Annotated in this window: 25 protein-coding genes and 2 tRNA genes; 22 read left to right on the top strand and 5 right to left on the bottom strand. The window is 51.6% G+C overall.

Going from position 1 to position 24,056, the window contains the following annotated elements:
• The first annotated feature begins 44 nt into the window (after positions 1-44).
• The 12 genes from QP938_01515 (at position 45) to QP938_01460 (ending at position 9,703) form a co-directional block, all read left to right on the top strand.
• Positions 45-1,823: a tetratricopeptide repeat protein gene (locus tag QP938_01515; protein WIO74603.1), complete on the top strand. Its 1,779-nt coding sequence runs from the start codon at positions 45-47 to the stop codon at positions 1,821-1,823.
• 7 nt (positions 1,824-1,830) lie between these two features.
• Positions 1,831-2,454 (top strand): lipoprotein insertase outer membrane protein LolB, encoded by a 624-nt coding sequence (gene lolB, locus QP938_01510; GenBank protein ID WIO74602.1) that lies wholly within the window; start codon positions 1,831-1,833, stop codon positions 2,452-2,454.
• A 34-nt stretch (positions 2,455-2,488) separates the two neighbouring features.
• Positions 2,489-3,316: a 4-(cytidine 5'-diphospho)-2-C-methyl-D-erythritol kinase gene (ispE, locus tag QP938_01505; protein WIO74601.1), complete on the top strand. Its 828-nt coding sequence runs from the start codon at positions 2,489-2,491 to the stop codon at positions 3,314-3,316.
• Positions 3,317-3,345: 29 nt separating this feature from the next.
• Positions 3,346-3,421 (top strand) — tRNA-Gln (locus QP938_01500).
• Positions 3,422-3,534: 113 nt separating this feature from the next.
• The gene (locus QP938_01495; GenBank protein WIO75599.1) at positions 3,535-4,467 is read left to right on the top strand and encodes a ribose-phosphate pyrophosphokinase; all 933 of its coding nucleotides are present in this window, start codon (positions 3,535-3,537) and stop codon (positions 4,465-4,467) included.
• Positions 4,468-4,582: 115 nt separating this feature from the next.
• On the top strand, positions 4,583-5,221 hold the full coding sequence (locus tag QP938_01490) for a 50S ribosomal protein L25/general stress protein Ctc (protein ID WIO74600.1): 639 nt from the start codon (positions 4,583-4,585) through the stop codon (positions 5,219-5,221).
• A 46-nt stretch (positions 5,222-5,267) separates the two neighbouring features.
• The gene (pth, locus tag QP938_01485) at positions 5,268-5,855 is read left to right on the top strand and encodes an aminoacyl-tRNA hydrolase (GenBank protein ID WIO74599.1); all 588 of its coding nucleotides are present in this window, start codon (positions 5,268-5,270) and stop codon (positions 5,853-5,855) included.
• Positions 5,856-6,059: 204 nt separating this feature from the next.
• Complete coding sequence (gene ychF, locus QP938_01480; protein ID WIO74598.1) at positions 6,060-7,151, top strand: redox-regulated ATPase YchF; 1,092 nt, start codon at positions 6,060-6,062, stop codon at positions 7,149-7,151.
• A gap of 87 nt (positions 7,152-7,238) precedes the next feature.
• Positions 7,239-7,655, top strand: a complete 417-nt coding sequence (locus QP938_01475) for a YqaA family protein (GenBank protein ID WIO74597.1) — start codon at positions 7,239-7,241, stop codon at positions 7,653-7,655.
• 72 nt (positions 7,656-7,727) lie between these two features.
• On the top strand, positions 7,728-8,642 hold the full coding sequence (locus QP938_01470; protein ID WIO74596.1) for a DMT family transporter: 915 nt from the start codon (positions 7,728-7,730) through the stop codon (positions 8,640-8,642).
• Positions 8,643-8,734: 92 nt separating this feature from the next.
• A tRNA-Met gene (locus tag QP938_01465) sits at positions 8,735-8,811 on the top strand.
• A gap of 322 nt (positions 8,812-9,133) precedes the next feature.
• Complete coding sequence (locus QP938_01460) at positions 9,134-9,703, top strand: DUF4136 domain-containing protein (GenBank protein ID WIO74595.1); 570 nt, start codon at positions 9,134-9,136, stop codon at positions 9,701-9,703.
• A 102-nt stretch (positions 9,704-9,805) separates the two neighbouring features.
• Here the strand turns inward: QP938_01460 and QP938_01455 are convergent, their stop codons facing one another.
• Both QP938_01455 and QP938_01450 read right to left on the bottom strand, forming a co-directional pair.
• Positions 9,806-10,456 (bottom strand): hypothetical protein, encoded by a 651-nt coding sequence (locus QP938_01455; GenBank protein ID WIO74594.1) that lies wholly within the window; start codon positions 10,454-10,456, stop codon positions 9,806-9,808.
• 398 nt (positions 10,457-10,854) lie between these two features.
• The gene (locus QP938_01450) at positions 10,855-11,676 is read right to left on the bottom strand and encodes a transporter (protein ID WIO74593.1); all 822 of its coding nucleotides are present in this window, start codon (positions 11,674-11,676) and stop codon (positions 10,855-10,857) included.
• Positions 11,677-11,990: 314 nt separating this feature from the next.
• Here QP938_01450 and QP938_01445 point away from each other — a divergent pair, with 314 nt between their 5' ends.
• Positions 11,991-12,608 (top strand): hypothetical protein, encoded by a 618-nt coding sequence (locus tag QP938_01445; protein WIO74592.1) that lies wholly within the window; start codon positions 11,991-11,993, stop codon positions 12,606-12,608.
• On the opposite strand, the gene QP938_01440 is transcribed toward QP938_01445, so the two are convergent.
• The gene (locus QP938_01440) at positions 12,605-13,564 is read right to left on the bottom strand and encodes a sensor domain-containing diguanylate cyclase (protein ID WIO74591.1); all 960 of its coding nucleotides are present in this window, start codon (positions 13,562-13,564) and stop codon (positions 12,605-12,607) included. The two genes, QP938_01445 and QP938_01440, sit on opposite strands and share 4 nt — an antisense overlap.
• Positions 13,565-13,668: 104 nt before the next feature.
• On the bottom strand, positions 13,669-14,004 hold the full coding sequence (locus QP938_01435) for a DUF1820 family protein (GenBank protein ID WIO74590.1): 336 nt from the start codon (positions 14,002-14,004) through the stop codon (positions 13,669-13,671).
• 413 nt (positions 14,005-14,417) lie between these two features.
• Here QP938_01435 and miaB point away from each other — a divergent pair, with 413 nt between their 5' ends.
• From miaB to lnt, 5 genes are all read left to right on the top strand, one after another.
• A complete protein-coding gene (gene miaB, locus QP938_01430) occupies positions 14,418-15,776 on the top strand; it encodes a tRNA (N6-isopentenyl adenosine(37)-C2)-methylthiotransferase MiaB (GenBank protein WIO74589.1) in 1,359 nt (452 codons plus the stop codon).
• Positions 15,777-16,005: 229 nt separating this feature from the next.
• The gene (locus QP938_01425; protein WIO74588.1) at positions 16,006-17,043 is read left to right on the top strand and encodes a PhoH family protein; all 1,038 of its coding nucleotides are present in this window, start codon (positions 16,006-16,008) and stop codon (positions 17,041-17,043) included.
• Between the two features lie 12 nt (positions 17,044-17,055).
• Positions 17,056-17,559 (top strand): rRNA maturation RNase YbeY, encoded by a 504-nt coding sequence (ybeY, locus tag QP938_01420; protein ID WIO74587.1) that lies wholly within the window; start codon positions 17,056-17,058, stop codon positions 17,557-17,559.
• A complete protein-coding gene (locus QP938_01415) occupies positions 17,556-18,410 on the top strand; it encodes a transporter associated domain-containing protein (protein ID WIO74586.1) in 855 nt (284 codons plus the stop codon). The genes ybeY and QP938_01415 overlap by 4 nt, the downstream gene beginning before the upstream one ends.
• A 34-nt stretch (positions 18,411-18,444) precedes the next feature.
• Complete coding sequence (gene lnt / locus QP938_01410; protein ID WIO74585.1) at positions 18,445-19,947, top strand: apolipoprotein N-acyltransferase; 1,503 nt, start codon at positions 18,445-18,447, stop codon at positions 19,945-19,947.
• A 22-nt stretch (positions 19,948-19,969) separates the two neighbouring features.
• On the opposite strand, the gene QP938_01405 is transcribed toward lnt, so the two are convergent.
• A complete protein-coding gene (locus QP938_01405; protein WIO74584.1) occupies positions 19,970-20,899 on the bottom strand; it encodes a LysR family transcriptional regulator in 930 nt (309 codons plus the stop codon).
• A gap of 107 nt (positions 20,900-21,006) precedes the next feature.
• Here QP938_01405 and QP938_01400 point away from each other — a divergent pair, with 107 nt between their 5' ends.
• Genes QP938_01400 through QP938_01385 form a run of 4 tightly spaced genes read left to right on the top strand, consistent with a single transcriptional unit; the run spans position 21,007 to position 23,769 of the window.
• Positions 21,007-21,222, top strand: a complete 216-nt coding sequence (locus tag QP938_01400) for a hypothetical protein (protein ID WIO74583.1) — start codon at positions 21,007-21,009, stop codon at positions 21,220-21,222.
• 6 nt (positions 21,223-21,228) lie between these two features.
• Positions 21,229-22,158, top strand: a complete 930-nt coding sequence (locus QP938_01395; protein WIO74582.1) for a sodium-dependent bicarbonate transport family permease — start codon at positions 21,229-21,231, stop codon at positions 22,156-22,158.
• 13 nt (positions 22,159-22,171) lie between these two features.
• Complete coding sequence (gene purE / locus QP938_01390) at positions 22,172-22,657, top strand: 5-(carboxyamino)imidazole ribonucleotide mutase (protein WIO74581.1); 486 nt, start codon at positions 22,172-22,174, stop codon at positions 22,655-22,657.
• Positions 22,654-23,769, top strand: a complete 1,116-nt coding sequence (locus QP938_01385; protein ID WIO74580.1) for a 5-(carboxyamino)imidazole ribonucleotide synthase — start codon at positions 22,654-22,656, stop codon at positions 23,767-23,769. The genes purE and QP938_01385 overlap by 4 nt, the downstream gene beginning before the upstream one ends.
• The last annotated feature ends 287 nt before the right edge of the window (positions 23,770-24,056 follow it).

The raw sequence follows: 24,056 nt of genomic DNA, 5'->3' as shown, positions 1-24,056 counted from the left end.
ACAATGACATTAAAACTGCCATTTCCCATCGAGGCCGCCATACGATGAGTATAAAACACCTGCACTTTTCCGCCCTGCTGCTGGGAATCACTCTGGGCGGCTGTAGCAGTGTTCCCACTTCCCCGATTGCAAATACCGATAAAGAAGACTCGTCTAAGTCGATTCAGCAAACAACTGACAAGCCCGTCGAGTACCCGACTCGACCGTTTGAGGCAGAAACCCTGTTTGACCTGTTGGTAGCGGAAGTGGCTGGCAGCCGCAATGAATTCTCAGTAGCACTGGAAAAATACACCAAGCAGGCATTCCATACACGCGACCTGAATGTTGTTGCTCGCGCTACGCGCATATCATCTTATCTGAATGCCAATGCTAACGCTCTTAAGCTATCTCAACTCTGGGTAGAGCTAGATCCAGAAGATCTCGAGGCACGACGGCTTGCGGCCCACTACCTCACCGAGTTTCACCAACTGCCTGCAGCGCTGCCACACGCCATATATATGTTGGAACATGGCGAGACAGACACTTTGCGCACTATCGCTGGCTACGCCGCACTCGCCAACAACGAGCAACGTCAACTACTGCTGGACCAGTACAGCACAATTAATGAGGAGTGGCGGGAGCACCCGGACGTACTGCTCACCTATGCAACCTTGCTGAATCAGCAGGGTGAATACGACCCTGCACAACAAACAACCAACAGATTGATTGAGCTCGAACCACTCAATGAGTCCGCGCGACTGCTCAGCTGCCAGATTATCGAAAAACAACAAGGCACTGATGCAGCCCTGGCATCACTCGAGAAGTCACTGGAATTGCTACCAAACAGCAAGCTCCTTCTGCTTCACTCTGCAAAGTTGTGGACCGACAAGGACATTAATCGCTCACGCCAGCAATTGTCCAAACTGGTCACCCTGTTTCCCGACGATCATCAACTTGTCTACTCCCTGGCCCTGATCAGCCTGCAAATGGGCCTGGAACAGGATGGGGAAATCTTGCTACGAAGAGTGTTGGAGAGTCCGCAACTGGCAACCCCGGCCCACTTTCAACTGGCGAAACTCAATGAACGTCAGGGCGACACCGAACAGGCCATTTTGCATTATCGCAATGTGCGCTCTGGCCAATACCTGATCACCTCCGCGAGCCGTCTGTCTCGCCTGCTCGCCCTGGAAAACCGCATGGAAGAAGCGCGGATTTACCTTGGCGAACTGAGAAATGAGAACCCACGAGAAAGTGGCTACCTGTTCCAGGTTGAAGCGGAAATGCTTGAGAATAACGGCCAACCGCAAAATGCGTTTACAGTACTGAGTCAGGCATTGGTGCAATTCCCAAATGCCGAGCCGCTTTTATATGCCCGCTCACTGCTCAGTGAGCGCACTGGAAACATGGCAGCGGCCGAGCAGGATCTGCGTACCATCTTGAAAAACACACCGGACAACCCAACCGCCCTGAATGCACTGGGGTACTCCCTGACCATAAACACCAACCGCTATGAAGAGGCCCACCAACTGATTTCAAGGGCACTGGAGTTAAAGCCTGACGATCCGGCAACCCTGGACAGTCTGGGCTGGGTACTTTTCAAGATGGGTAAGCACAATCAAGCACTGCCCTATCTGCAAAAAGCATTTGAAAAATTTCCCGACCCGGAAGTGGCCGCCCATCTCGGCGAAGTACTTTGGGCACTTAATCGCAGAGAGGAAGCCGCCTCAGTCTGGCAACAAAGCCTGAAAGACAACCCTGATTCCGACATTATCATCAGCACCATGGAGCGTTTGGAAGTTCCTGAGCAATTACAGGCGCCACAGCCAACCACAACTGTGAAATAATGGCTTCATGAAACGACTCCTCTCTTTATCGCTGCTGCTGGCGCTGACAGCCTGTAGCCACACGCCAATCACCAATCAGCCAGCAGACATTGAAAGCTGGCCAAGCTTTGTCGATCAACAAAGCAGACTTAACCATTGGCAACTGCAAGGCAAGCTGGGCATACGACTTCCGAAAAACTCCCCTCCGGGCCTTGCCATCAACTGGCAGCAACAGGAAAAACAGTTCCAGATTCGACTGAGCGGATTCCTTGGAGTTGGTGCCGCCAAAATTGAAGGTGATTCTCAACAGGTTAGCCTGATGAAAGGGGATGAATACTACCAGGCGACTAACAGCGAACAACTGACAGAGCAACTACTCGGAATGCCGATATCCCTCGATTCCCTGATGTACTGGGTGCGTGGTTTGCCCGACCCGAACATGAAGGTGCTTTTCAGGGCCCATCACGAGAACGGCACACTCAGCTCATTATTGCAGAACGACTGGGAGCTGAGCTTCCAACGCTACCAGACTCACGGCCAGTGGTGGCTGCCTGGCCTGATAAAGGGACAGCGGGGAGACCTCAAGTTCACACTTTCGATTACCGATTGGCAGTCGGCGTTTGTGAGCGCCAACGAAGATTTTTCACAATAGCCTAGCGCCAACTAACTCATTGGAATCCCCTGCCGTGTCCCTGCGACTGCCCGCCCCCGCCAAGCTAAACCTGTTTCTGCACATCACAGGGCGACGACCCGATGGTTACCACAACCTGCAGACCCTGTTTCAATTACTTGATCATGGTGATGAGCTGGCTTTGAGTGCTCGCGAAGACGATCGAATTACCCTTTCGCCGCGGATAGAGGGGGTTCCAACTCAAGACAACCTGATCTATCGCGCCGCAATGCTGTTGCGCGAAGCGACAAATAGCTGTGGTGGTGCAGACATCCTGCTAACCAAGCGACTGCCCATGGGAGGCGGGCTTGGTGGCGGCAGCTCAGATGCTGCTACAGCTTTGGTTGGCCTCAACCAAATTTGGTCTCTTGGCCTGGACATTGAGCAACTGGCTCTACTCGGCCAACAGCTTGGTGCCGATGTACCTGTCTTTGTACGCGGCCACACCGCTTGGGGCGAGGGCATTGGAGAGCAACTCACCCCCCTTGATATGCCTGAACAGTGGTTTCTGGTGGCAGTTCCGGATTGCCATGTAAATACAGGTGAAATTTTTTCACATCAGGCATTGACAAGGGACACCCCAATCACGAAAATACGCGCCTCTTTCGAGCCGCACTGGCGAAATGATTGCCAGAACGTAGTTGAAATGCTCCACCCAGAGGTGAAAGCCGCGCGGGAATGGCTGCAAAACTACGATTCGCAAGCTCGAATGACTGGAACCGGCGCTTGCGTGTTTGCCAGGTTTGAATCCAGAGAGGCTGCTGAAGCGGCTTTTACTGAACGACCTGAAAACTTGCAAGGATTTGTAGCCAGAGGTGTCAATCGGTCACCACTGTACAAATAAGGTTTCAACCGGCAGTGTTTGCCATCTGCAGGGGTATCGCCAAGTGGCTAAGGCAACGGGTTTTGATCCCGTCATTCGGAGGTTCGAGTCCTCCTACCCCTGCCATATTTTTTCCCACTGGAATCAACACGTGTGACTTTACGCTTCGACGAAAGCACAATATTTTGAATGATTCCTAACCTGAGACTTTACCTATCAAGGATTCTATTGTGGCCAACTTGATGGTTTTCTCTGGGAACGCCAATCCGGAGCTGACGGCTGAAGTCGCCTCCATTCTCGGCGTTCCTGTCGGCAATGCGACTGTATCCCAATTTTCTGACGGCGAGATCTACATTGAGATCTGTGAGAACGTTCGCGGAAAAGAAGTATTTATCGTTCAGTCGACCTGCAATCCGACCAACCAGAATCTGATGGAGCTGGTATTGATGGCCGACGCCCTGCGTCGCGCTTCCGCCAGCCGCATCACCGCGGTTATACCTTACTTTGGTTACGCCCGTCAGGATCGCCGCGTGCGCTCCGTGCGAGTGCCAATCAGCGCCAAAGTGGTAGCCGATATGATCGCCAACGTAGGTGTTGAGCGCGTAGTAACAGTAGATCTGCACGCTGAGCAGATTCAGGGCTTCTTTAACTGCACCGTGGACAACGTGTTTGGCACCCCGGTACTGCTGGACGACATTCGACGCCAACGCTACGAAGACCTGATTGTGGTTTCACCGGACATCGGCGGTGTAGTTCGCGCCCGTGCAACTGCCAAGCTGCTCGGCTGTGACCTGGCCATCATCGACAAGCGTCGCCCGAAAGCCAACGTGGCTGAAGTGATGCACCTGATCGGTGAAGTGGAAGGCAAAACCTGCCTGCTGGTAGACGACATGGTAGATACCGCCGGCACTCTGTGTGGCGCTGCCAACGCACTGAAAAAATACGGTGCCACCAAAGTGGTTGCCTACTGTACCCACCCGGTACTGTCAGGCAAAGCGCTGGAAAATATCACCAACTCCCAAATGGATGAGCTGGTGGTTACCAACAGTATTCCGCTGAGCAAAGACGCTCAGGACGTTGAAAAGATTCGCCAGTTGTCACTGGCACCGATGCTGGCTGAGACTATTCGCCGCATCAACAATGAAGAATCCATCAGTGCGATGTTCGAGTAATCGAGAGCGCACTGATTTAACCGCCTGCCCGTCTTAATAGAGGTGTGCAGGCATTTTAAAATCCTCACAGCAATCGGTCGCAGAGAGCAGTGAGTTACTTTAGGAGAATCAGACCATGTCTGAAGACTTTACTCTAAGCGTTAAAGCCCGTCAGGATGTTGGGAAAGGTGCGAGCCGCCGCCAACGCCGTCTGGCTGGCGAAATCCCGGGCATCATCTACGGTGGCAACAAAAAAGCCGAGATGATCAGCATTCCGCACAAAGACCTGGCAAAAGCTTTGGAAAACGAAGCGTTCTACTCTCACGTTGTTACTCTGGACGTTGAAGGTAAAACTCAAGACGTTATCCTGAAAGATGTTCAGCGTCACCCGGCCAAAGCTCAGCTGATCCACGCTGACTTCCTGCGCGTTAGCAAAACCAAGAAGCTGGTTGTTAAAGTGCCTCTGCACTTCATCAACGAAGAGTCTTCTGTTGGCATCAAGCAGCAAGGTGGTATCGCTGCCCACGCCATGACCGAGCTGGAAGTTTCCTGTCTGGCCAAAGACCTGCCTGAGTTCATCGAGGTAGATCTGGCTAAAGTGGAAGTGGGCCAGATCGTTCACATCTCCGACCTGAAACTGCCGAAAGGCGTTGAGTCTGTTGCCCTGTCACACGGCGCAGAACACGACCTGCCGGTTGCCAGCATCAACAAGCCAAAAGGCGCTTCTGAAGAAGAAACTGAAGCTGCTGAAGGCGAAGAAGCTGCAGGCGAATAATAAGCTATTAAGCTGATTTAACGCCGACTTAGGCCCCGACATTGCTATGCCGTTAACGACGCCGATTGAATTAATTGTTGGCCTGGGTAACCCAGGCCCCAAATACGATCGGACGCGGCACAATGCCGGGGCCGATTTCGTTTTGGAGCTGGCCCGCCAGTGCGGCGTCAGCCTCAAATCGGAAAGCAAATTTTTTGGCGACACTGCGCGGGTTCGCATCGACAACCACGACGTGCGCCTGCTGATCCCCTCCACCTTTATGAATCGCAGTGGCCAGGCCATCGGTGCCATGGCACGGTTCTACAACATCGCCCCGGAAGCCATTCTGGTCGCTCACGATGAGCTTGACCTCCCCCCCGGAAAGATCCGCTTCAAACATGGCGGCGGACATGGCGGACACAATGGTCTGCGAGACACCATTCAGGCATTAGCCAACAATCGCAACTTTGCGCGCCTGCGTATCGGCATCGGCCACCCCGGTAACGCGCGGGATGTTTCCGACTATGTGTTGAGCAAGGCCAGCGGCAGCGATCAGCAACTGATTAACGACAACATCGACGACGCCATCCGCGCCCTGCCACTGGCAGTAAACGGGGAGTGGCAGAAGGCGATGAATAAGCTTCATACACAGTGAAGTGACCGCCGCGAGATCGGCGAAATTACTTATGGGTCGCACGTCGCACGTCTGACGTCGCACGCTAATGCGGCCTCAACTCAAGGTATTTACGCTTTGAGCAAACGTAAAAACACGGAGGCCCGGAAAAATTCTGTATGCCTTCAACAAGATGATTTTAGCGTCTGACGTGCGACGTCCGACGTGCGACCAGAGGTTTTAACAATGGGCTTTAACTGCGGCATCGTCGGCCTTCCCAACGTTGGCAAATCCACCCTCTTCAATGCCCTGACCAAAGCGGGCATCGATGCGGAAAATTTTCCGTTCTGCACCATCGAGCCCAACACCGGCATCGTGGCAGTACCTGACCCACGTCAGGACAAACTGGCAGAGATTGTTAAGCCCCAGAAAACCATTCCCACTACTATGGAATTTGTGGATATCGCCGGGCTGGTAGCTGGCGCGTCCAAGGGCGAAGGCCTGGGCAACAAGTTCCTCGCCAACATTCGCGAAACCGACGCCATCGCTCACGTAGTACGTTGCTTCGAAGATGAAAACGTAGTCCACGTCGACGGTCAGATCGACCCGATATCCGATATCGAAGTCATCAATACCGAGCTGGCACTGGCAGACCTGGACACCGTTGAGCGTGCCCTGCAACGCTACAGCCGTGCCGCCAAAGGTCAGGACAAGCACGCCAAGGTGATGAAAGACTTGCTGGAAAAGATCCAGCCACACCTGGATGAAGCTAAGCCGTTGCGCTCGTTCAACCTCAGCACCGACGACCTGGACAAGCTCAAAGAACTGTCGCTGCTTACCCTCAAGCCGACCATGTACATTGCCAACGTTAACGAGGAAGGGTTTGAAAACAACCCTCTGCTCGACAAAGTAAAAGCCATTGCCGAAGAAGAAAACGCTGTGGTTGTAGCGATCTGCAACAAACTGGAAGCAGAAATTGCCGAGCTTGAGGACGATGAAAAGCTGGAATTCCTGGAAGAGCTGGGTATGGAAGAGCCAGGCCTGAACCGGGTGATTCGCGCCGGCTACCAACTGCTGGGCCTGCACACTTACTTCACAGCGGGTGTAAAAGAAGTTCGCGCCTGGACCATCCCAGTGGGCGCTACCGCCCCTAAAGCAGCTGGCAAGATCCACACCGACTTTGAAAAAGGCTTTATTCGCGCCGAAGTTATTTCCTATGAAGATTTCGTAGCCTGCAAAGGCGAAGCCGGCGCCAAAGAGGCTGGCAAGTGGCGCCTGGAAGGTAAAGAGTACATCGTTAAAGACGGCGATGTAGTGCACTTCCGGTTCAACGTCTAAAGCCACACTCCGTCATCCTGAGCATAGTGAAGGACCTCAAAACCCCGAAAGAAAGAGATCCTTCGCTATGCTCAGGATGACGACACAATGCCCTACCTCTCTCTTTTCTTCTCCGCTTTAATCGCCGCCACCCTGCTGCCCATGGGTTCCGAGCTAATGCTCGGCGCACTGGTTCTGGAAGGCTACTCGCCCCTTTTATTGTGGCTCACTGCCACCTCCGGCAACACTCTCGGCGCAATGATCAACTGGCTGCTGGCCATTAAGCTGCTGCACTTTCAGGATCGTCGCTGGTTTCCATTTAAAGCAGAAAAGCTGACACACGCTCAGCTCTGGTTCAATAAATACGGAAAAGCTTCACTGCTGTTTGCCTGGCTACCCATTGTCGGCGATCCGCTGACCTTCATCGCCGGGCTAATGCGGGTTCCGCTGTGGCAATTTGTGCTTCTGGTAGCAATAGGCAAAGGGGCACGTTATGCGCTGGTCATCGCTATCGCTTCCAGCTAATGCCACTCAATGGGCCATGCCTGCTAGAATGCCGCCTTTCCGCGCAAACACCACCAGACAGGAAACCCCACCATGCCAAATGGCAATAACTGGCGACTTGGCCTGCCACTGACTCTCGGTGCCGCCCTGATGTGGGCAACCCTGCCGATAATGCTGAAAGGGCTGCTGACAGATATGTCCCCGGCTACCTCAGCGTTCTTTCGCTTTCTGGTAGCCGGTGTTGTGCTGTTTGCCATCCTGAATGCGCGCAAACAACCCAACACCCTGGTCAAACTGAAAAACCCACGCCTGTTACTGGCAACCCTGTTTGCTGGCGTCATGCTGTCCGGTAACTACCTGTTTTTTGCCTGGGGCGTTGAATACATAACCCCCAGCGCCTCTCAGGTGCTGATCCAGCTCGCCCCGATGATGTTGCTGTTTGGCAGCATCCTGTTATTCAGGGAGCCCTTTACCAAACGCCAGTGGCTAGGCTGCCTGATCTTTGCCGGGGGGCTACTGCTGTTTTTCCACCACCGCCTTGCCCAATTGATCTCAGACCCCGGTGATTACGCGCTAGGCATCCTGTTTATGGTGATCGCTGCAGTGACCTGGGCAATCTACGCATTGGCTCAAAAACGCATTCTGCGCGATCTGGAGGCTCAACAGCTCAACTTGATGATCTTCCTGATTGGCTCTCTGTGCTTACTGCCCTTTGCAGACCCACTGGATATGGACATCTCTACTGGTCAGTGGCTGTTATTGATATTGTGCGGCGCCAATACCCTGGTCGCCTATGCCTGCTTTACCGCGGCCCTACATCATTGGCAAGCCACCAAAGTAAGCGCTACCCTAACCCTGGTGCCGATTCTGACACTAATGGTTATACCTGTTTCACTGGCCATCTGGCCGGACCTGTTCCAGCCGGAACAGCTGGAACTGGCCAATTATCTCGGCGCTTGTATGGTTGTTTTGGGGTCGTTAACAGTGGTTACTGCCAAAGCACGGTAGAGGAATGATCAAAGAGTGCAAAAAGGCCGCAAAAGAATTCCCCCAGACCTCTTGACAAGGTGCCGCAAAGCATAGAAAATGCGCGGCCTCGTGGCTACGTAGCTCAGCTGGTTAGAGCACAGCATTCATAATGCTGGGGTCACTGGTTCAAGTCCAGTCGTAGCTACCATGATTTATAAGGGTCTGATACCGGAAGGTATCAGACCCTTTTTATTTGTGCCAACCATCAACAGCAACTATCCCAAAATCAAGCACCACCCCATCACATAACTTACGTCAAAACCCTCCTGATTAACTCCGATCCAGGAAAGGGTTATGCAACTCTCTCCGAATGATCCTATTAAAAATTAGCCACACAAAAGATTTAGAGGCTGTAGAGGCATACTTGCATTTTGCAAAGTAGTAACTACATTTTTAGTCAGCACCCTTAAAAGATCTATAGGCGGATACAGCTCCCCCATACCCTACGGGAATAACATCGAGGCCTAACAGTGAACAGAAAACCTTTAAAGATTCTTGGAAATCTTATTTTGTTTATTTTTCTGGTATCTTGCAGCTCCTCACCGACCATTCGAACCGACTACGACAATTCTGTAGATCTCACATCATTCAAAACATTTGGGTTTGTAGCAGAACTTGGAACTGACAAAAGGGGCTATTCATCGCTCATTACACGTCACTTTAAAAATGCAACCAGAGCTCAAATGGAAAGACTTGGTTACAAATACTCAGAATCCAACCCTGATTTACTTGTTAACTTTTCAATGTCTGTAATTGACAAATCAGAAGTACAATCCTACAGCAAACCTGCCACAGTCCACTATGGCGGATACTACTCTTACCGGGGAGGACTTTATGGTGGGTGGCCTATTTATGAAGAAGAAATAAGAACCGTAAACTACAAAAAAGGGACCGCAAATATAGACGTTGTAGATGCCAATAGAAAACAGCTAATTTGGTGCGCCATCGCAGAGGGCCGGGTAAAAGAAGAGTCACTCGAAAACCCAGGACCAGCGATCAATACTTTGGTACAGGAGATGTTTATAAATTTCCCTAAATAAAAATATTACTTAAATATCGAAAGTGATAGCACCAAAAACTAATAGGCATACAGCTTAAAGATATTACATTCATATTGGTGGAATTTATACTCTCTTAAAAACCTACTCTCCACCAGGATCACGAACCCACTCTCCACTGGCGGATTTACAGAAAAAATAAACCCCGTTAGACATCTCCCCCCGCTTATTGGTTACCGATACTGACAAGGCTCTGCAAATTTTTTCATCTATTACTTTTAGAACGCCAGGAACCAAAACTCCCGAATTACCCGTCTTCTTGTTAAACCAGGAAAACGGCTGCCCTTCACCTGAAAATTTCAGCGCCTGAATGCCAGCTTCATTCATCAAATCCCAGTCCTCACTCTTCAAGCCAGTCAGAGGAGTTTCCATGACCACCCAGCCCCCGTCCTTCTCACACAACTCAAGATAATACTGATCCGGATTGAAACCTTCGCCATCCAGCCTGATTGTTGCTCTACGACAGGCAGCCCCTGAATTCATATAGGAGAATTTGACAATCATCTTGCCATTAAACTCTCCGCCACTAGACTTCCAATAAGTCACCTTTTTATCAGGAGCGTCCGCCAAAGTCTCTCTAATAAACGATTTTAACGATTTCACTTCCTCTTGATTCAACTCGCTAAAAACAGAGTTCTTCAAAAAAGAAAGCGAGGCCGAATGAGCCGACATAGCTCCACAAAAGATCACAAGCACAAAGCTTGAAAGCACCACCTTCCAGACAGTCGCAAACATCAATATTCTCCTTTTATAAAATTCTTTTAGACTTTAAATTCAACTGTATTGAAACCCTAAGTCTTCTTTGAAAAACAGAAAACAGCACATAATCCTCATAAAGTTCACTGAGTATAGTCCAGATGCCCAGTATGATTAAAAGCAACCAGATCGTTTTGATAAATGACAGAATCTGAGCTTGCAGCCAAGAAAAGTCACACTTCGTGAACACCTGCCCCCGGAATGCACCAGAGCCAATCAAGACATAACAGCATAAGACATAAATATCAAAATTGAATACTGGGATATAGCCACTATTACTTTTGACTCTATAGCGCGAAAAAGACGTATTTCAATTTATGAGGAAAAATATAATTTCCCCGAAGAATCCAGGAAATCAATAAATTTACACTTTCACTTTACCTGGAGAATAGCAAAGTCAACGCCATCCGAACGCGAACCCCGTCGGCACCACTATCAGGGCTTTCTGCCCAATACCCTAATCCGCCAGACAAGCTCACAAGCTGATCACCAATTTTGGTAACTTTTGAAACAACACAATTTACTGGCACTGACCAATCTTCACCTTTCCAATCATAAGTGCTCTCTGTTTGCATCGTGAACGACCAGGCCGTCGGTGTTGTGTAAGTTACAAATGGTTGCAGAAAAGTTGCACTTAAGTCTCTGCGACCATTATCCCCTGCGAATGACCATATATGATTGCCTAGCAGGCCATACGTCCAGGGACCTTGCTGCCTCAGGGCCACAGCTGTTGGGCCAGCACCCCACTTTTCAGCAGACAGTAGATCGTCTGTTCCCGTTGGCAATAAAAATACCGGCCCCACACCCCATGTCCACCCACCTTCAGTGGGATCTTTTGGGGAGAAGAACACGCTCTGGACGATATCCCCTATGCCACTCTGACCACCTGCACCAGAAAAAATATCCTCTTGATGTATAACAGGCAAAATGGTTCGCGAAATAATATTCCACTCTTCATTCAAATCAATTGGCACCACCGGCTGAATGTTAAGTGTCCAGCGATCTCCGTTATCCAGAACACCTAAATTATCATCATAATTTAACTGAAACGGGACACTAATCAGCGCAGCCACAGGATTGGCAAGATCTTTGGCAAGATCCTCTGCACTTTTTGGGGCATCTTCAGCGAAAGTCACTATTGGCAAAGCGGATAGAGTTAAACACGCGTTTTTTAGATAATTGAATATCGTCTGATTCATTTTGCTCCCTCAAAACTGTAACACCCATACTCTCAACACCTATAATGTCGAGAAACTTCAATGCGATTATCTTGAGATAATTCAGTTTAGTTTAGGGGCCAGAATACGCAAGTTATCAGCAGATTAGAGCGCAGCACTCATTATGTAGCTCAAACTCAAATTCAATCGAAAACCCCACAATTTAAAATGCTTGAAAAATGACAAAATCTTTCCGATCCATAGGCTGATAGACCCAGTCAATTGCTGGCAAATCATTTGACTTACTACAGCTCTTTTATTTAACTGCTGATATCAAAAGCATACGTGAAATACAGATGAAAAAAATAACGACTTACACCTTGCTTCTTACCGCCCTGGGATTACCGCTGATACTGTCCTCATGCGCCACATACAAGCCCTCAAACACCAACAACCTCTGCGAGATTTTTCGCGGTGAAACAGACTGGTACGAAGATGCAGTGGAAGCCAATGAAAAATGGGGCACCCCTATATTTGTGATGATGGCTATCATGGATCAGGAATCTAAGTTCATTCATGATGCCCAGCCGGAGCGGGACTGGTTCTTGTTTATTCCACTGCCAAGAAAGTCTTCCGCCTACGGTTATGCACAGGCCCAGGATCCCGCCTGGGATGAATATATAAAGAGCACCGGTAACGGCGGCGCTGACCGCGACGACTTTGAAGATGCAATAGACTTTATCGGCTGGTATACCCACACAACACAACGCACTTTGAATGTCTCAAAGTGGGATACCTACAACCAGTACCTGGCTTACCACGAAGGGCGAGGAGGATTTAAGCGCAAAACGTATAATGGTAAGCCCTGGCTGATAAAGGTAGCCAAGAAAGTACAACAACAGGCCGCGCGCTATAACGGGCAATTAAAGCAGTGCAAAGAGGAACTTGACGATAAGATTGATGGCTGGTTTTAGGGTGCTTGAATAAAGTGTACGCGATTACGACCTTCGCCTTTCGCTTTGTATAAGCCTTCATCTGCCCGTCGCATAAGAGACTCAAGAGAGTCCTCCCCCACCAAACAGGCAACACCAAAGCTGGCACTGACAGCAATTTCAAACTCACCAAAGGTGGTTGATGTCTGTTCTAGCAAACACCTCAATCGCTCTGCCAACATACAGGCATTGTTTCCGGCTGTCTCCGCAAGCACGATGGCAAATTCTTCACCACCAATCCTTCCAACCAGATCCACATCACGAGTTTGATTGTTTAGCAGACGGGCAACCCGACTCAAAACCTGGTCACCACCGGCGTGACCGTGCTTATCATTTACTGACTTAAAGTAATCCACATCCAGAATAATCAGTGACAAAGGCCTGCCAAAGCGCTGCGCCTGATCAAGCATTTTCTGTCCCTGCTCTAAAAATGCACGACGATTTTTCAGCTGGGTTAACTCGTCAATTTTAGCCAGTCGCTCTTGCTTCTGATGTGAAGCAAGCAGTTTCTGTTCGGCTTGCTTTAACTCGGTGATGTCAGTAGCTATACCCATACGGACAAGTCGTTTGTCCACCCAGGAAACGGCCTGCTCCCGACATTGATACCAACGTTGATTGAGTTTGTCTTGCAGCTCCCAGACATACACCCCTTTGGGGCTTCCATCTGAGTCTACAAGCTGCTGAATAATTTGATCCTGCTTTCCACCCTGAAGAATGTCACAACAGTGACTGTTTGAAGAGTGGCCCCATAGGTTGCGACCATATTGGTTGAAGAACAGAACTTCGTGGCTGGAAAGGTCAACGACATAAATCAGTGCGTCGAGGCTGTCGAGGATAGTAGCGAGTCGAGCGAAGCTCTGCTCCTCGCCACCTCCCAGTGCCGCAAGAACATCGAGGGTATCCTGCTGTTTGTCCTCAGCCATGCCCAACTCGATCATCTGTCATTTCTTATTTTTTATTCCGATCCAGTATATGCCTACACCAAAATTCAAAAAGAGCTCGGTGTGACCCAAAACCGCCATATGGTTTCGGCAATAAGCGGCTACTCTACCACCGGCTGACTGCTCATTGGCGGATAAGGAAACTGGGCGATATTACTGTTGGGCTTGGCTTCGGTAATCTTCACAGCCCCCTCTTTCTCCACTTCATCGATGCGCACGATGGCATGCATGGGAATAAAGCTGCGTTTGACCGTGGCAAATTCGGTTTTCAGCTTCTCTTCCGCCGGATCAACAATCATCTGGGTGTGCTCGCCAAACACAAACTCCTCAATTTCCAGGAACCCCCACAAGTCACTTTGATAAACGTGGCGGCAGTAAACTTCGTACACCTCTCCCTGATTGAGAAAAGAGACGCGGTAGATAGGTGCTTTGGACATGGCAGGAAATCAATTCGTAGCTGTTAAACAAGGGCGCGGAGAATAGCACAAAAAGGCCTTAATCCGCCCCTAAAACACACCAAAAGGGGCCGAAACAGAAGCAGGTTGGCCCCTGTAGAGCCGCCAGCAGGTGTTCAGGGCTAGTGGCTCCTCATAATACCCACAAATCGTCACCACTAGCCCTGAACACCTGCTGGCTGGAATGTGCCAATTATTGATGTCCAACTAGCTCGCGACCCGGATGGAAGGGTTTTGCCCGATTTGTGGGTTATATGAGGGCAAGGCCCTTCCATCCGGGTCGCGAGCGGAACAACGGCAGCTCCATCAATAAAACCCAGCAATGGGGTAGGTTTTAACCCATCTGGGCGCTATAATGCGCGCCCTTGCAATTTGTACACTATTTGATCAGCACTATGTCCAATCACAGCGATAAGCCCGTAAAGAAACTGCACATCGTCACGCACGGATGCCAGATGAACGAGTACGACTCGGCCCGTATGCGCGACCTGCTGGGCGAAAGTCATGAGATGGTTCCCACAGACGACCCGTCCGAGGCGGACGTACTGCTGCTCAACACCTGCTCCATTCGTGAAAAGGCGCAGGAGAAAGTATTCCACCAGCTCGGTCGCTGGAAGCCCTTTAAAGAAGCCAATCCCGATCTGATCATTGGTGTTGGCGGCTGTGTGGCAAGCCAGGAAGGCGATGCCATCGCCAAGCGCGCACCCTTCGTAGACCTTGTATTTGGCCCGCAGACCCTGCACCGCCTGCCGGAAATGATGCAGGAGCGCCAGCAGGGCAATGGCGTGGTGGTGGTTGATGTAAGCTTCCCGGAAATCGAGAAGTTCGACAAATTGCCACAACCGGAAGCCGATGGCGCCACAGCCTTTGTATCCATTATGGAAGGCTGCTCCAAATACTGTACTTTCTGCGTGGTGCCTTACACTCGCGGCGAGGAAGTAAGCCGTCCAATGGCTGATGTGCTGGCCGAGGTCGCTCACCTGGCAGACCAAGGCGTGCGCGAGATCAACCTGTTGGGCCAGAACGTAAACGCTTATCGCGGAGCCACTCCCGAGGGCGGCATCTGTGATCTGGCGGAGCTGATCAGCTATGTGGCCGAAGTAGACGGTATCGATCGTATTCGCTACACCACCAGCCATCCGGTAGAGTTTTCTGACAGCCTGATCGCCGCTTACGCGGAAGTGCCTGAGCTGGTCAGCCACCTGCACCTGCCGGTTCAGAGTGGTTCTGACCGTATTCTGATGGCGATGAAACGCGGCCACACCGCGCTGGAGTACAAATCCAAAATCCGCAAGCTTCGCCAGATTCGCCCGGACATCAGCATTTCATCTGACTTTATCATCGGCTTCCCCGGTGAGACGGAAAAAGACTTTGCCGACACCATGAAGCTGATTGAAGACATCGGCTTCGACACCAGCTTCAGCTTTGTCTACAGCGCCCGCCCCGGCACCCCGGCCAGCGACCTGCAGGACGACACCCCGGAAGAGGTGAAAAAACAGCGCCTGCAAATCCTGCAATCCCGCATCACCCAAAATGCCCAGGCAATCAGCCGACGCATGGTGGGCAATACCGAGCGAGTTCTGGTTACTGGCATATCCAAAAAAGATCCGGGTCAGCTGCAGAGCCGCACCGAAAACAACCGTGTGGTGAACTTCCGCTGCGACGACCACAGCCTGATCGGTAAATTTGCCGATGTACTGATTGAAGAAGCACTGCCCAACTCACTGCGCGGTACTTTGGTGGATTCAGAATAGAGACGAAAGATGGGAGATGAGAGACGGGAAAGCACTGCACCACTCATCATCTCTCGTCTCACATCTCTCATTTAATTGAAATAACCACTGGCTATATTCGCCGCTTCAAAGGCATAAATTCGCTATATTCAAAACGGTAAATAATGCGGAATCGGTGTTTCCCAACCCGGTCAAAGGTTATATGCTTGTTTTAAAAGAGCCCACCGCAAAGGAGCGGTAGACAACTAATTTGAACGCACCAGCAGCACACACAATCACCCTGGAGCCCAATGATGCCAGACGCCTGGCCTCTCTTTGCGGTCAATTCGACGAAAACCTCCGCCAAATCGAACAACGGCTGAATATTGAAATTCGCAGCCGCGGTAATGTATTTGCCCTCTACGGCGAAGAACAAACCGCTCGCGCTGCCGGCAGCCTGTTGCGCAACCTCTACAAAGAGGCCGGCAGCAACGGCGAACTCACCCCGGAAACTGTCCACCTGTTTCTGCAACAAGCCGATTTTGAGAAACGCATGAGTCAACACCACAAAAAGGTCGCCACCCAAAAACCTACTCCCGAAACCGACACTGATGACAACCTGGAATCACTGACACTGATCCGCACCAAGAAGGCCAACATCAAGCCGCGTGGCGGCAACCAGCAACGCTACGTACGAGCGGTGCAGACCCATGACATTGCCTTTGGCATCGGCCCGGCGGGTACCGGTAAAACATATCTTGCCGTAGCCTGTGCTGTGGAAGCCCTGCTTCGTGATGATGTCGAACGCATTTTGCTGGTTCGCCCGGCAGTAGAAGCCGGGGAAAAACTTGGCTTCCTGCCTGGTGATTTGTCCCAAAAAGTAGACCCCTACTTGCGCCCTCTCTACGATGCACTCTACGAGATGCTCGGCTTTGAAACCGTCGAAAAGCTGATCGAGCGCAATGTGATCGAAATCGCACCGCTGGCCTACATGCGTGGTCGCACCCTCAACGGCTCATTTATTATTCTCGACGAAAGCCAGAACACCACCCGTGAACAGATGAAGATGTTCCTGACCCGTATCGGCTTTGGCTCCACCGCAGTGATCACTGGCGACACCAGCCAGATCGACCTGCCGCGTGGTACCAAGTCAGGGCTGGTTCACGTCTGTGAAGTTCTCAAGGATGTGGATGGCATTCACTTTACCTATTTCCAACCCAAGGATGTTGTTCGTCACCCGATGGTGGCGCGTATCGTTGAAGCCTATGAAGCTCACGAACAACAGGAAACCGACGTCAATAAAAGGTAACAGGTGACCCCCGTGGAACTGAGCATCGACTTTGAAAATGTCTCCGGCACCACTGTTCCGGATGAAGATCACATTCACCGATGGGTAAGCGCAGCACTGCAGCACTTGCCCGAGGATTTGCAGCGCTGCGATGTTGATCTCTCGGTGCGAGTGGTGGATGAATTTGAAAGTCAGAATCTCAATCATCGCTACCGACAGAAGAACAATCCGACCAATGTTCTGTCATTCCCGTCCGAGCTGCCACCTGATCTGGGTTTGCCACTGCTCGGGGATTTGGTAATCTGCGCACAGGTTGTGGAGCGCGAAGCCGCAGAACAGGGAAAAAGCCTCCACGCCCACTGGGCTCATATGCTGGTGCACGGTACTCTGCACCTGCTGGATTACGACCACATTGATGACAGTGAAGCGGAGGAGATGGAAGAGCTGGAAACAACCATCCTGACCAGTCTCGGTTTTCCCCCGCCCTATGACGAACCCGATTTCTATCCATTCGAAGGAACACCAGAAACGCCATGAGCGAAGACAACGGCAATAACGACCAGGATCCTCAGCAGAGTAAGTCCTGGTTTGACAAGCTGACAAACGCCTTTTCATCCGACCCGGAAACCCGTGAAGACCTGCTTGAGGTTTTGCAGGAGGCGCACAACAATAAAATCATTGATGAAGAAGCCCTCGAGATCATTGAGGGTGCGCTGGAAGTATCCGAGTTGCAGGCGCGCGACCTGATGGTGCCACGCTCGCAAATGGTGGTGGTCAGCCACAACCAGAAGCCGGAAGAGTTCCTGCCCGCCGTGATTGAGTCCGGTCACTCCCGCTTTCCGGTGATTGGCGATTCCTTTGATGATGTACGTGGCATTTTGCTTGCCAAGGAACTGTTGAAGCTATTGCTCAAGGATTCCTGCGACTTCAACATGGATGACATGATGCGTGCTCCCGCAATTATTCCAGAGAGCAAGCGCATTAATGTGCTGCTCAAGGAGTTCCGGGAATTGCGTTACCACATGGCAGTGGTGGTAGATGAGTACGGTAGCGTATCCGGGCTCATTACCATCGAAGATATTCTCGAAGAGATTGTCGGCGACATTGAAGACGAAACCGACGAAGAAGAGATCGACCAGATTCGTGTCCAGGAGGATGGCTCTTTCCTGGTCGAAGCACTCACCCCCATTGAAGAATTTAACGAACACTTTGAAGTTGAAATGAACGATGAAGAGTTCGACACCATTGGCGGTATTGTTATGCAGGCCTTTGGCCGCCTCCCTCAAGAAGGTGAATCAGTAGATGTAAACGGCTTTAATTTCCGTGTACTGAAAGGTGACAACCGTAAAATTCATCTGCTGGAATTGAAGATGAACCCAGCGCACTAGTGTGCAACTAACAAAAATAACCAACGGAACTGCCATGAACGCCGCTCCCGCTTGGGCGAATAAATTGCTTCGCCCCGCTCTGGCCCTGATTGCCGGAGCGGCATTGCCACTCTCCCTCGCTCCCTGGTTTTACTGGCCGGTCGGTATTGCCAGCTGCACCCTGCTGGCACTGCTACTGCAACGCAGCAACGGAAAACAGGCCTATTGGCTCAGTGCTTTGTTCGGCTTTGCGATGTTTGCGGTGGGCGCGTCCTGGGTTTATGTCAGTATCCACGTTTACGGTAACGCATCCGTGCCACTGGCGCTGCTGCTCACCGGTATTTTTGTCTCTGCACTGGCAGTAATTTTTGCCCTGCCATTCTGGCTTTACGGACGCTTCTGCCAACAAAGCAATCTGGCTCGCCTGCTGGGCTTTCCCGCCGTATGGGTGCTGTCGGAGTGGGGCATGAGCTGGATACTGACCGGCTTTCCCTGGGTATTTCTTGGCTACGGCCATCTCGAAACTTGGCTCGCTGGCTGGGCGCCGGTAACTGGCGTGTGGGGAATCAGCTGGATTATCGCGTTTTGCGGGGCTGCGATAGCTCTGCGTAAAGCAGCCAAAGGAAGCCGTCTTTACCCCGTCGCCATCGCTGTCACAATTATGTTCTGGCTGGGAGGGTTTGGGCTCAACCAGGTCAACTGGACCCAGCCCAGTGAACATTCCATCAGTGTAGGACTGCTGCAGCCCAATATTGCCCAGCAGCAGCGCTGGGATACGGCTCACCTGAACAAAATCATCAGCGATAACCTCGAATACAATGAGGTGCTGTGGGGCAACGACCTGATCATCTGGCCGGAAGCGGCCATACCGCAGCTCAAACACCGGCTGGAACCACTGCTGGCGCAGTTGGATGCCAATGCTCGCCATCGTGGTGCTGGCATGATCATTGGCTTGCCCAGTTTCGACTTTACTACTGATCGCTACTACAACACGGTTACAACCCTCGGCGAGGCGAGCGGCGAATATCGCAAACAACACCTGGTACCGTTTGGTGAATATCTGCCCATGGATTCCCTGCTGCGTGGCCTGATCGACTTTTTCAATCTGCCGATGTCGGAGTTTGCATCGGGGTCACCTGATCAACCGCTTTTGATCGCCCAGGGCCATCCGGTTGGCACCGCTATCTGCTACGAAATTGCCTATCCCGAGCTGGTTCGCCAGGTTGGCAAAGAGGCTGAACTGCTGCTTACCGTAAGTAACGATACCTGGTTTGGCGATTCACTCGGCCCCCTGCAACACCTGAGCATGGCGCAAATGAGGGCACTGGAAAATGGCAAACCGCTGATTCGCGCCACCAACGATGGTATTACCGCGCTGGTGGACCACCGTGGAAACCTCACCGACACCTTGCCGCAATTTACCAGCGGAATGTTAAGTGGAAAGGTAACCCCAAGAGCAGGCACCACGCCATTTGGAACATTAGGCAGCTGGCCGATCCTGCTGATTGCTGTTATGTCCCTGGTGGCGGTCATTGCAGTTTCGCGCAAGCAGCAATAAAGCTGGTCATTACAGTCCCACCCTAATCCAATCCTTCCAGCAACAGTGACTCTTGGTTTTGCATAACGTAATCCAGCAGAGCCCTTGCCACTGGAGACTCATGGCGGGTTTTCATGTTGGCCATATACCAGTTGGTATGAATTGGCAGTTTATCCACCTTCAGAACTGACAGGCCGGCACTGCCGCCGAAAGTGAGTGTGTGCTCAGAGAGAATCGACACCCCCATGCCTGCCATAACCATGTGCTTGATCGCCTCATTGCTCTGAATGGTCATCCGCACATTCAGTTCGCAATTATGCTTTGCCATGTGCTGCTCAATGGCAAATCGCGTTCCCGAGCCACTCTCCCGCATGATGTATGGCTCATTGCAAAACTCTTCCAGGCTGATTTTGCTGCGACCACTCATTGGGTGATCTTCCGAGGCGATGGCCACCAGCCGGTTGGGCAAAAATTCGATCAAGTTGTACTCATCATTCTGGGGTGGATGACTGAACACACAGAAATCGTCTTCACCCGACTGTAATCGCTTCACAATCTGCTGGCGGTTATCCACTTTCAAATCGACATCTATACCCGGGTAGAGCTTGCAGAAATCACCCAGCAAATGGGGGATAAAGTACTTGGCAGTAGTGACCACAGCCAGCCGCAGAGTACCTGTGGTCAACCCTCGCATTTGCGCCAGCTTCATATCCAGCTGCTCAATACTGAGTAGCACCTCACGAGCACTCTCCACTGCAGCACGTCCAGCATCGGTTAACTGAATTCTTCGACCAATCTGGTCAAAGAGTGGCATTCCGATCGCCTCACTCAATTTTTTCAACTGCATGGAAACAGTGGGCTGGGTCAGGTGCAGCGCCTTGGCAGCGCCGGTAACACTGCCCTCTCTGACCACGGCCAGCAGGATCTCCAGTTGGCGTAAGGTTCCAATATGAGCGTGAAGTCTGGAAGTCATAATGTATAGATAATCGTCTATTTTAACACTAGATATTATCTATTTTTAATTATGAATCAACATCTGCATCATGCGCGCCTGAAATCAACTGCACCAGGGAGCCGCACATGAATGCCCGACAACTGATCTTTGGAATCGCCACAGGCGCTGTAATTACTTGCCTGGCAGCCTTGCTTGCCAGCCAGCAGATTATTAGCTGGTCGCTGACCATCATCGGTGCCGCACTGCTGATAGCCAACGGCCTGACCCTGGCGATGCAGCGGTTGCCATTCAGTCAGCTCAAGGCCATTCCTTCTACGCTTTCACAACCGGACAAGAGGTAAGCGGCGATGCAGATAGATGTAGTCGTTGCCTTTTTTGTTCTTGGCATGCTGTCGACGCTGGTCAATAGCAAGATCGACTTTCCCAAAGGGCTCTACCAGACACTGACCCTGTTCCTGCTGCTGGCCATAGGCCTGAAAGGCGGAGTGGCTCTGGATAAATACGCCAGCCTGAACCTGATTCCTCAAACCCTGCTGGTGATCTGCCTTGGTGTCGCAATTCCCTTTATCGCCTACCCTGTGCTGAAAAAAGTCGGGGGCTGGTCACGCAATGACGCCGCCTCCACTGCCGCCCATTACGGCTCGGTCAGTGTCGCCACCTTTGCTGTGGCTGTGTCTGTACTGGAAGCGCAGGGCACCTTCTACGAGCCCTACTTCCCACTATTTGTGGTTTCACTGGAGATTCCCGCTATCGCGGTAGGTATCTGGCTGGCAAAGCGCCATAGCAAGGTCGATAACCGCAAGCAACTCTGCCATGAGCTCTTCCTGAACCAAGGTGTAGTGCTGCTGGTTGGAGGCCTGTTAATCGGCTGGTGGGGAGGCTCGCGAACCGACAACATTATGCCGTTCTTCTCCGGAATGTTTCACGGTGTTCTGGCACTGTTCCTGTTGCAAATGGGGCGTGTAGCCGCTGGACAAATCGGCACCCTGCGACAGCAAGGCTTATTCCTGACCAGCTTTGCCATTGCCATGCCACTGGCTGGTGCAGTACTGGGCGGATTAATCGCCTGGGGGCTGGACTTCTCGGCTGGCGGCATCACCCTTCTAGCCACCCTGGGGGCAAGCGCATCTTACATCGCGGTACCTGCAGCCATGTCCGTCGCCCTGCCAGAAGCCAACCTCAGCCTGCCCCTATCCGGCTCACTGGCCATCACTTTCCCCTTTAACGTGCTGGTCGGTATTCCCGCCTACCTGGCCATCGCACACCAATTGACCTGAAGGAATTATCACCATGCAATTCGCAACCGTTACTGTCGTTATGGGCTCAAAATCCGACTGGCCCACCATGCAAAAAGCCACTGAAGTTCTCGAAGCCCTGGGGGTTCCATGGAAAGCTGGTGTGGTCTCCGCACACCGTACTCCGTCACGATTGGTCGAATTTGCCCACAGCGCCGAGGGCAATGGTGTTGAAGTAATCATCGCTGGTGCCGGCGGTGCTGCTCACCTGCCAGGTATGCTGTCTGCGGAAACCTGGCTGCCGGTCATCGGCGTGCCGGTGGCAAGCCGTCACCTCAACGGCATGGACAGCCTGCTTTCCATTGTACAAATGCCGAAAGGAGTCTCCACCGCCACCATGTCCATTGGTGAATCGGGAGCCTTTAACGCAGGATTGATGGCTGCCCAGATGCTTGCGCTGAAAGACGAGGCTCTGCGTGAGCGCCTGAAAGCCTGGCGCGCCGCCCAAACCGAAGCCGTTCTCTTCGAGATCGAAGAATGAACATAGCGATTGTTGGAACCGGTCAGCTGGCAAGAATGATGGCTCAGGCCGGCAAAAAACTTGGCATCAGCTGCAGCTTTCTACGCTGCGCTGGTGAAGACAGCCGGCCGGTTGAGGGTTATGGGAACATCGTCACGCTGAATGACAATCATGACCCCAAGCAACTTTACCACGCGCTGGGCAAACCGTCCGTGATCACCGTGGAAAAAGAGTCCGTGGATATCGCCCTGCTGAAACAGCTCAAGGCCTTCTGTCCGGTCTATCCGGACCCAGAAGTTATTCGCCTTACCCAGCACCGTTATCTGGAAAAACAGTGGCTCAATAGTATGGGCATAGACACCGCTAATCACGCGCTGTGCAACTCTGTCGACTCACTGATCAATGCAGTAACAGAACTGGGTTATCCGGTGTTTGTGAAAAGCTGTGAAGAGGGATACGACGGACTGAATCAGTGGCGACTAAAAAGTGCTGATGATCTCCATCAACACACTGAGGCAATTCTGCAGCAGGAGTCGATTGTTGAGGGAGAGGTGAGCTTTCACAAAGAGGTGTCAGTAATCGGGGTACGCAATTCCAACGGGGAATTTCTCAGTTACCCGGTAACCGAAAACCAACACAGCAATGGCGTATTACTCACCTCTATCGCTCCAGCCAGTTGTCCCGACTCAGTTCATCAACAAGCACATCAGCTGATAGAGCGAATAATGACCCAGAGCAATTACGTTGGCGTACTGACCGTAGAGTGTTTCGTTACCGACACCGGATTGCTGGTCAACGAACTGGCTCCACGGGTTCACAACAGTGGTCACTGGACTATGGATGGCTGCGCCACCAGTCAGTTTGAGAACCATCTACGCGCCATCACCGGCTTGCCACTGGGAGCGACCAGCCAGCACAAACCCTGTGCAATGGTCAATTTGCTGGGCGTCTCCCCTCAACAGGTAACACTGGCAGCCTCTGGGATGAGCTGTTATGACTACCAGAAAACTCTGAGGCCGGGACGAAAGATGGGGCATTTGAACCTGATTGGTGATGACTTTCAGGAAATATCCGCCCTGACTAACCTACAAGTCAAAGCCATCTACATGGCAGCAGAAGAGGGAGCTGGATAAGCCAGGTTTTTAAAAAAAACCTACAAAAAGTGGGGCATTTACTCGTTTCAAACGTTTATATAAGTAATCACTGGGCTTTTTCCGGCCAAAAACGAACAAAAACACGGGCCGCCCAGTGATAACCCCTCCCTCCTTCTGCGTTTGTTACGCAGAACCTCGGCGCGGCTCTGGCGACAGGGTCGCGCTTTTTAACGCCTTCAAAAAATTTCCGATAGCAGTAGCGGTTTTTTCTGGTTGGCGGGTCCTAGTGTCTGATACGCCCTGAAAAGCTAAACTGACAGGTACCA

This window comes from Porticoccaceae bacterium LTM1, from assembly GCA_030252795.1.
Classification (GTDB): domain Bacteria; phylum Pseudomonadota; class Gammaproteobacteria; order Pseudomonadales; family Porticoccaceae; genus SCSIO-12696.
This window is presented reverse-complemented; position numbering and strand designations above follow the sequence as displayed.

What these genes read in the sequence shown, in the direction of transcription:
- QP938_01395 (WIO74582.1), top strand. Translation starts at nt 21,229, where the DNA reads ATGCAGATAGATGTAGTCGTTGCCTTTTTTGTTCTTGGCATGCTGTCG.
- QP938_01455 (WIO74594.1), bottom strand. Translation starts at nt 10,456, where the DNA reads ATGTTTGCGACTGTCTGGAAGGTGGTGCTTTCAAGCTTTGTGCTTGTG.
- QP938_01400 (WIO74583.1), top strand. Translation starts at nt 21,007, where the DNA reads ATGAATGCCCGACAACTGATCTTTGGAATCGCCACAGGCGCTGTAATT.
- miaB (WIO74589.1), top strand. Translation starts at nt 14,418, where the DNA reads ATGTCCAATCACAGCGATAAGCCCGTAAAGAAACTGCACATCGTCACG.
- lolB (WIO74602.1), top strand. Translation starts at nt 1,831, where the DNA reads ATGAAACGACTCCTCTCTTTATCGCTGCTGCTGGCGCTGACAGCCTGT.
- QP938_01385 (WIO74580.1), top strand. Translation starts at nt 22,654, where the DNA reads ATGAACATAGCGATTGTTGGAACCGGTCAGCTGGCAAGAATGATGGCT.
- QP938_01405 (WIO74584.1), bottom strand. Translation starts at nt 20,899, where the DNA reads ATGACTTCCAGACTTCACGCTCATATTGGAACCTTACGCCAACTGGAG.
- QP938_01490 (WIO74600.1), top strand. Translation starts at nt 4,583, where the DNA reads ATGTCTGAAGACTTTACTCTAAGCGTTAAAGCCCGTCAGGATGTTGGG.
- purE (WIO74581.1), top strand. Translation starts at nt 22,172, where the DNA reads ATGCAATTCGCAACCGTTACTGTCGTTATGGGCTCAAAATCCGACTGG.
- QP938_01470 (WIO74596.1), top strand. Translation starts at nt 7,728, where the DNA reads ATGCCAAATGGCAATAACTGGCGACTTGGCCTGCCACTGACTCTCGGT.
- lnt (WIO74585.1), top strand. Translation starts at nt 18,445, where the DNA reads ATGAACGCCGCTCCCGCTTGGGCGAATAAATTGCTTCGCCCCGCTCTG.
- QP938_01435 (WIO74590.1), bottom strand. Translation starts at nt 14,004, where the DNA reads ATGTCCAAAGCACCTATCTACCGCGTCTCTTTTCTCAATCAGGGAGAG.
- QP938_01515 (WIO74603.1), top strand. Translation starts at nt 45, where the DNA reads ATGAGTATAAAACACCTGCACTTTTCCGCCCTGCTGCTGGGAATCACT.
- QP938_01415 (WIO74586.1), top strand. Translation starts at nt 17,556, where the DNA reads ATGAGCGAAGACAACGGCAATAACGACCAGGATCCTCAGCAGAGTAAG.
- QP938_01475 (WIO74597.1), top strand. Translation starts at nt 7,239, where the DNA reads ATGCCCTACCTCTCTCTTTTCTTCTCCGCTTTAATCGCCGCCACCCTG.
- ychF (WIO74598.1), top strand. Translation starts at nt 6,060, where the DNA reads ATGGGCTTTAACTGCGGCATCGTCGGCCTTCCCAACGTTGGCAAATCC.
- QP938_01445 (WIO74592.1), top strand. Translation starts at nt 11,991, where the DNA reads ATGAAAAAAATAACGACTTACACCTTGCTTCTTACCGCCCTGGGATTA.
- QP938_01450 (WIO74593.1), bottom strand. Translation starts at nt 11,676, where the DNA reads ATGAATCAGACGATATTCAATTATCTAAAAAACGCGTGTTTAACTCTA.
- pth (WIO74599.1), top strand. Translation starts at nt 5,268, where the DNA reads ATGCCGTTAACGACGCCGATTGAATTAATTGTTGGCCTGGGTAACCCA.
- QP938_01440 (WIO74591.1), bottom strand. Translation starts at nt 13,564, where the DNA reads ATGATCGAGTTGGGCATGGCTGAGGACAAACAGCAGGATACCCTCGAT.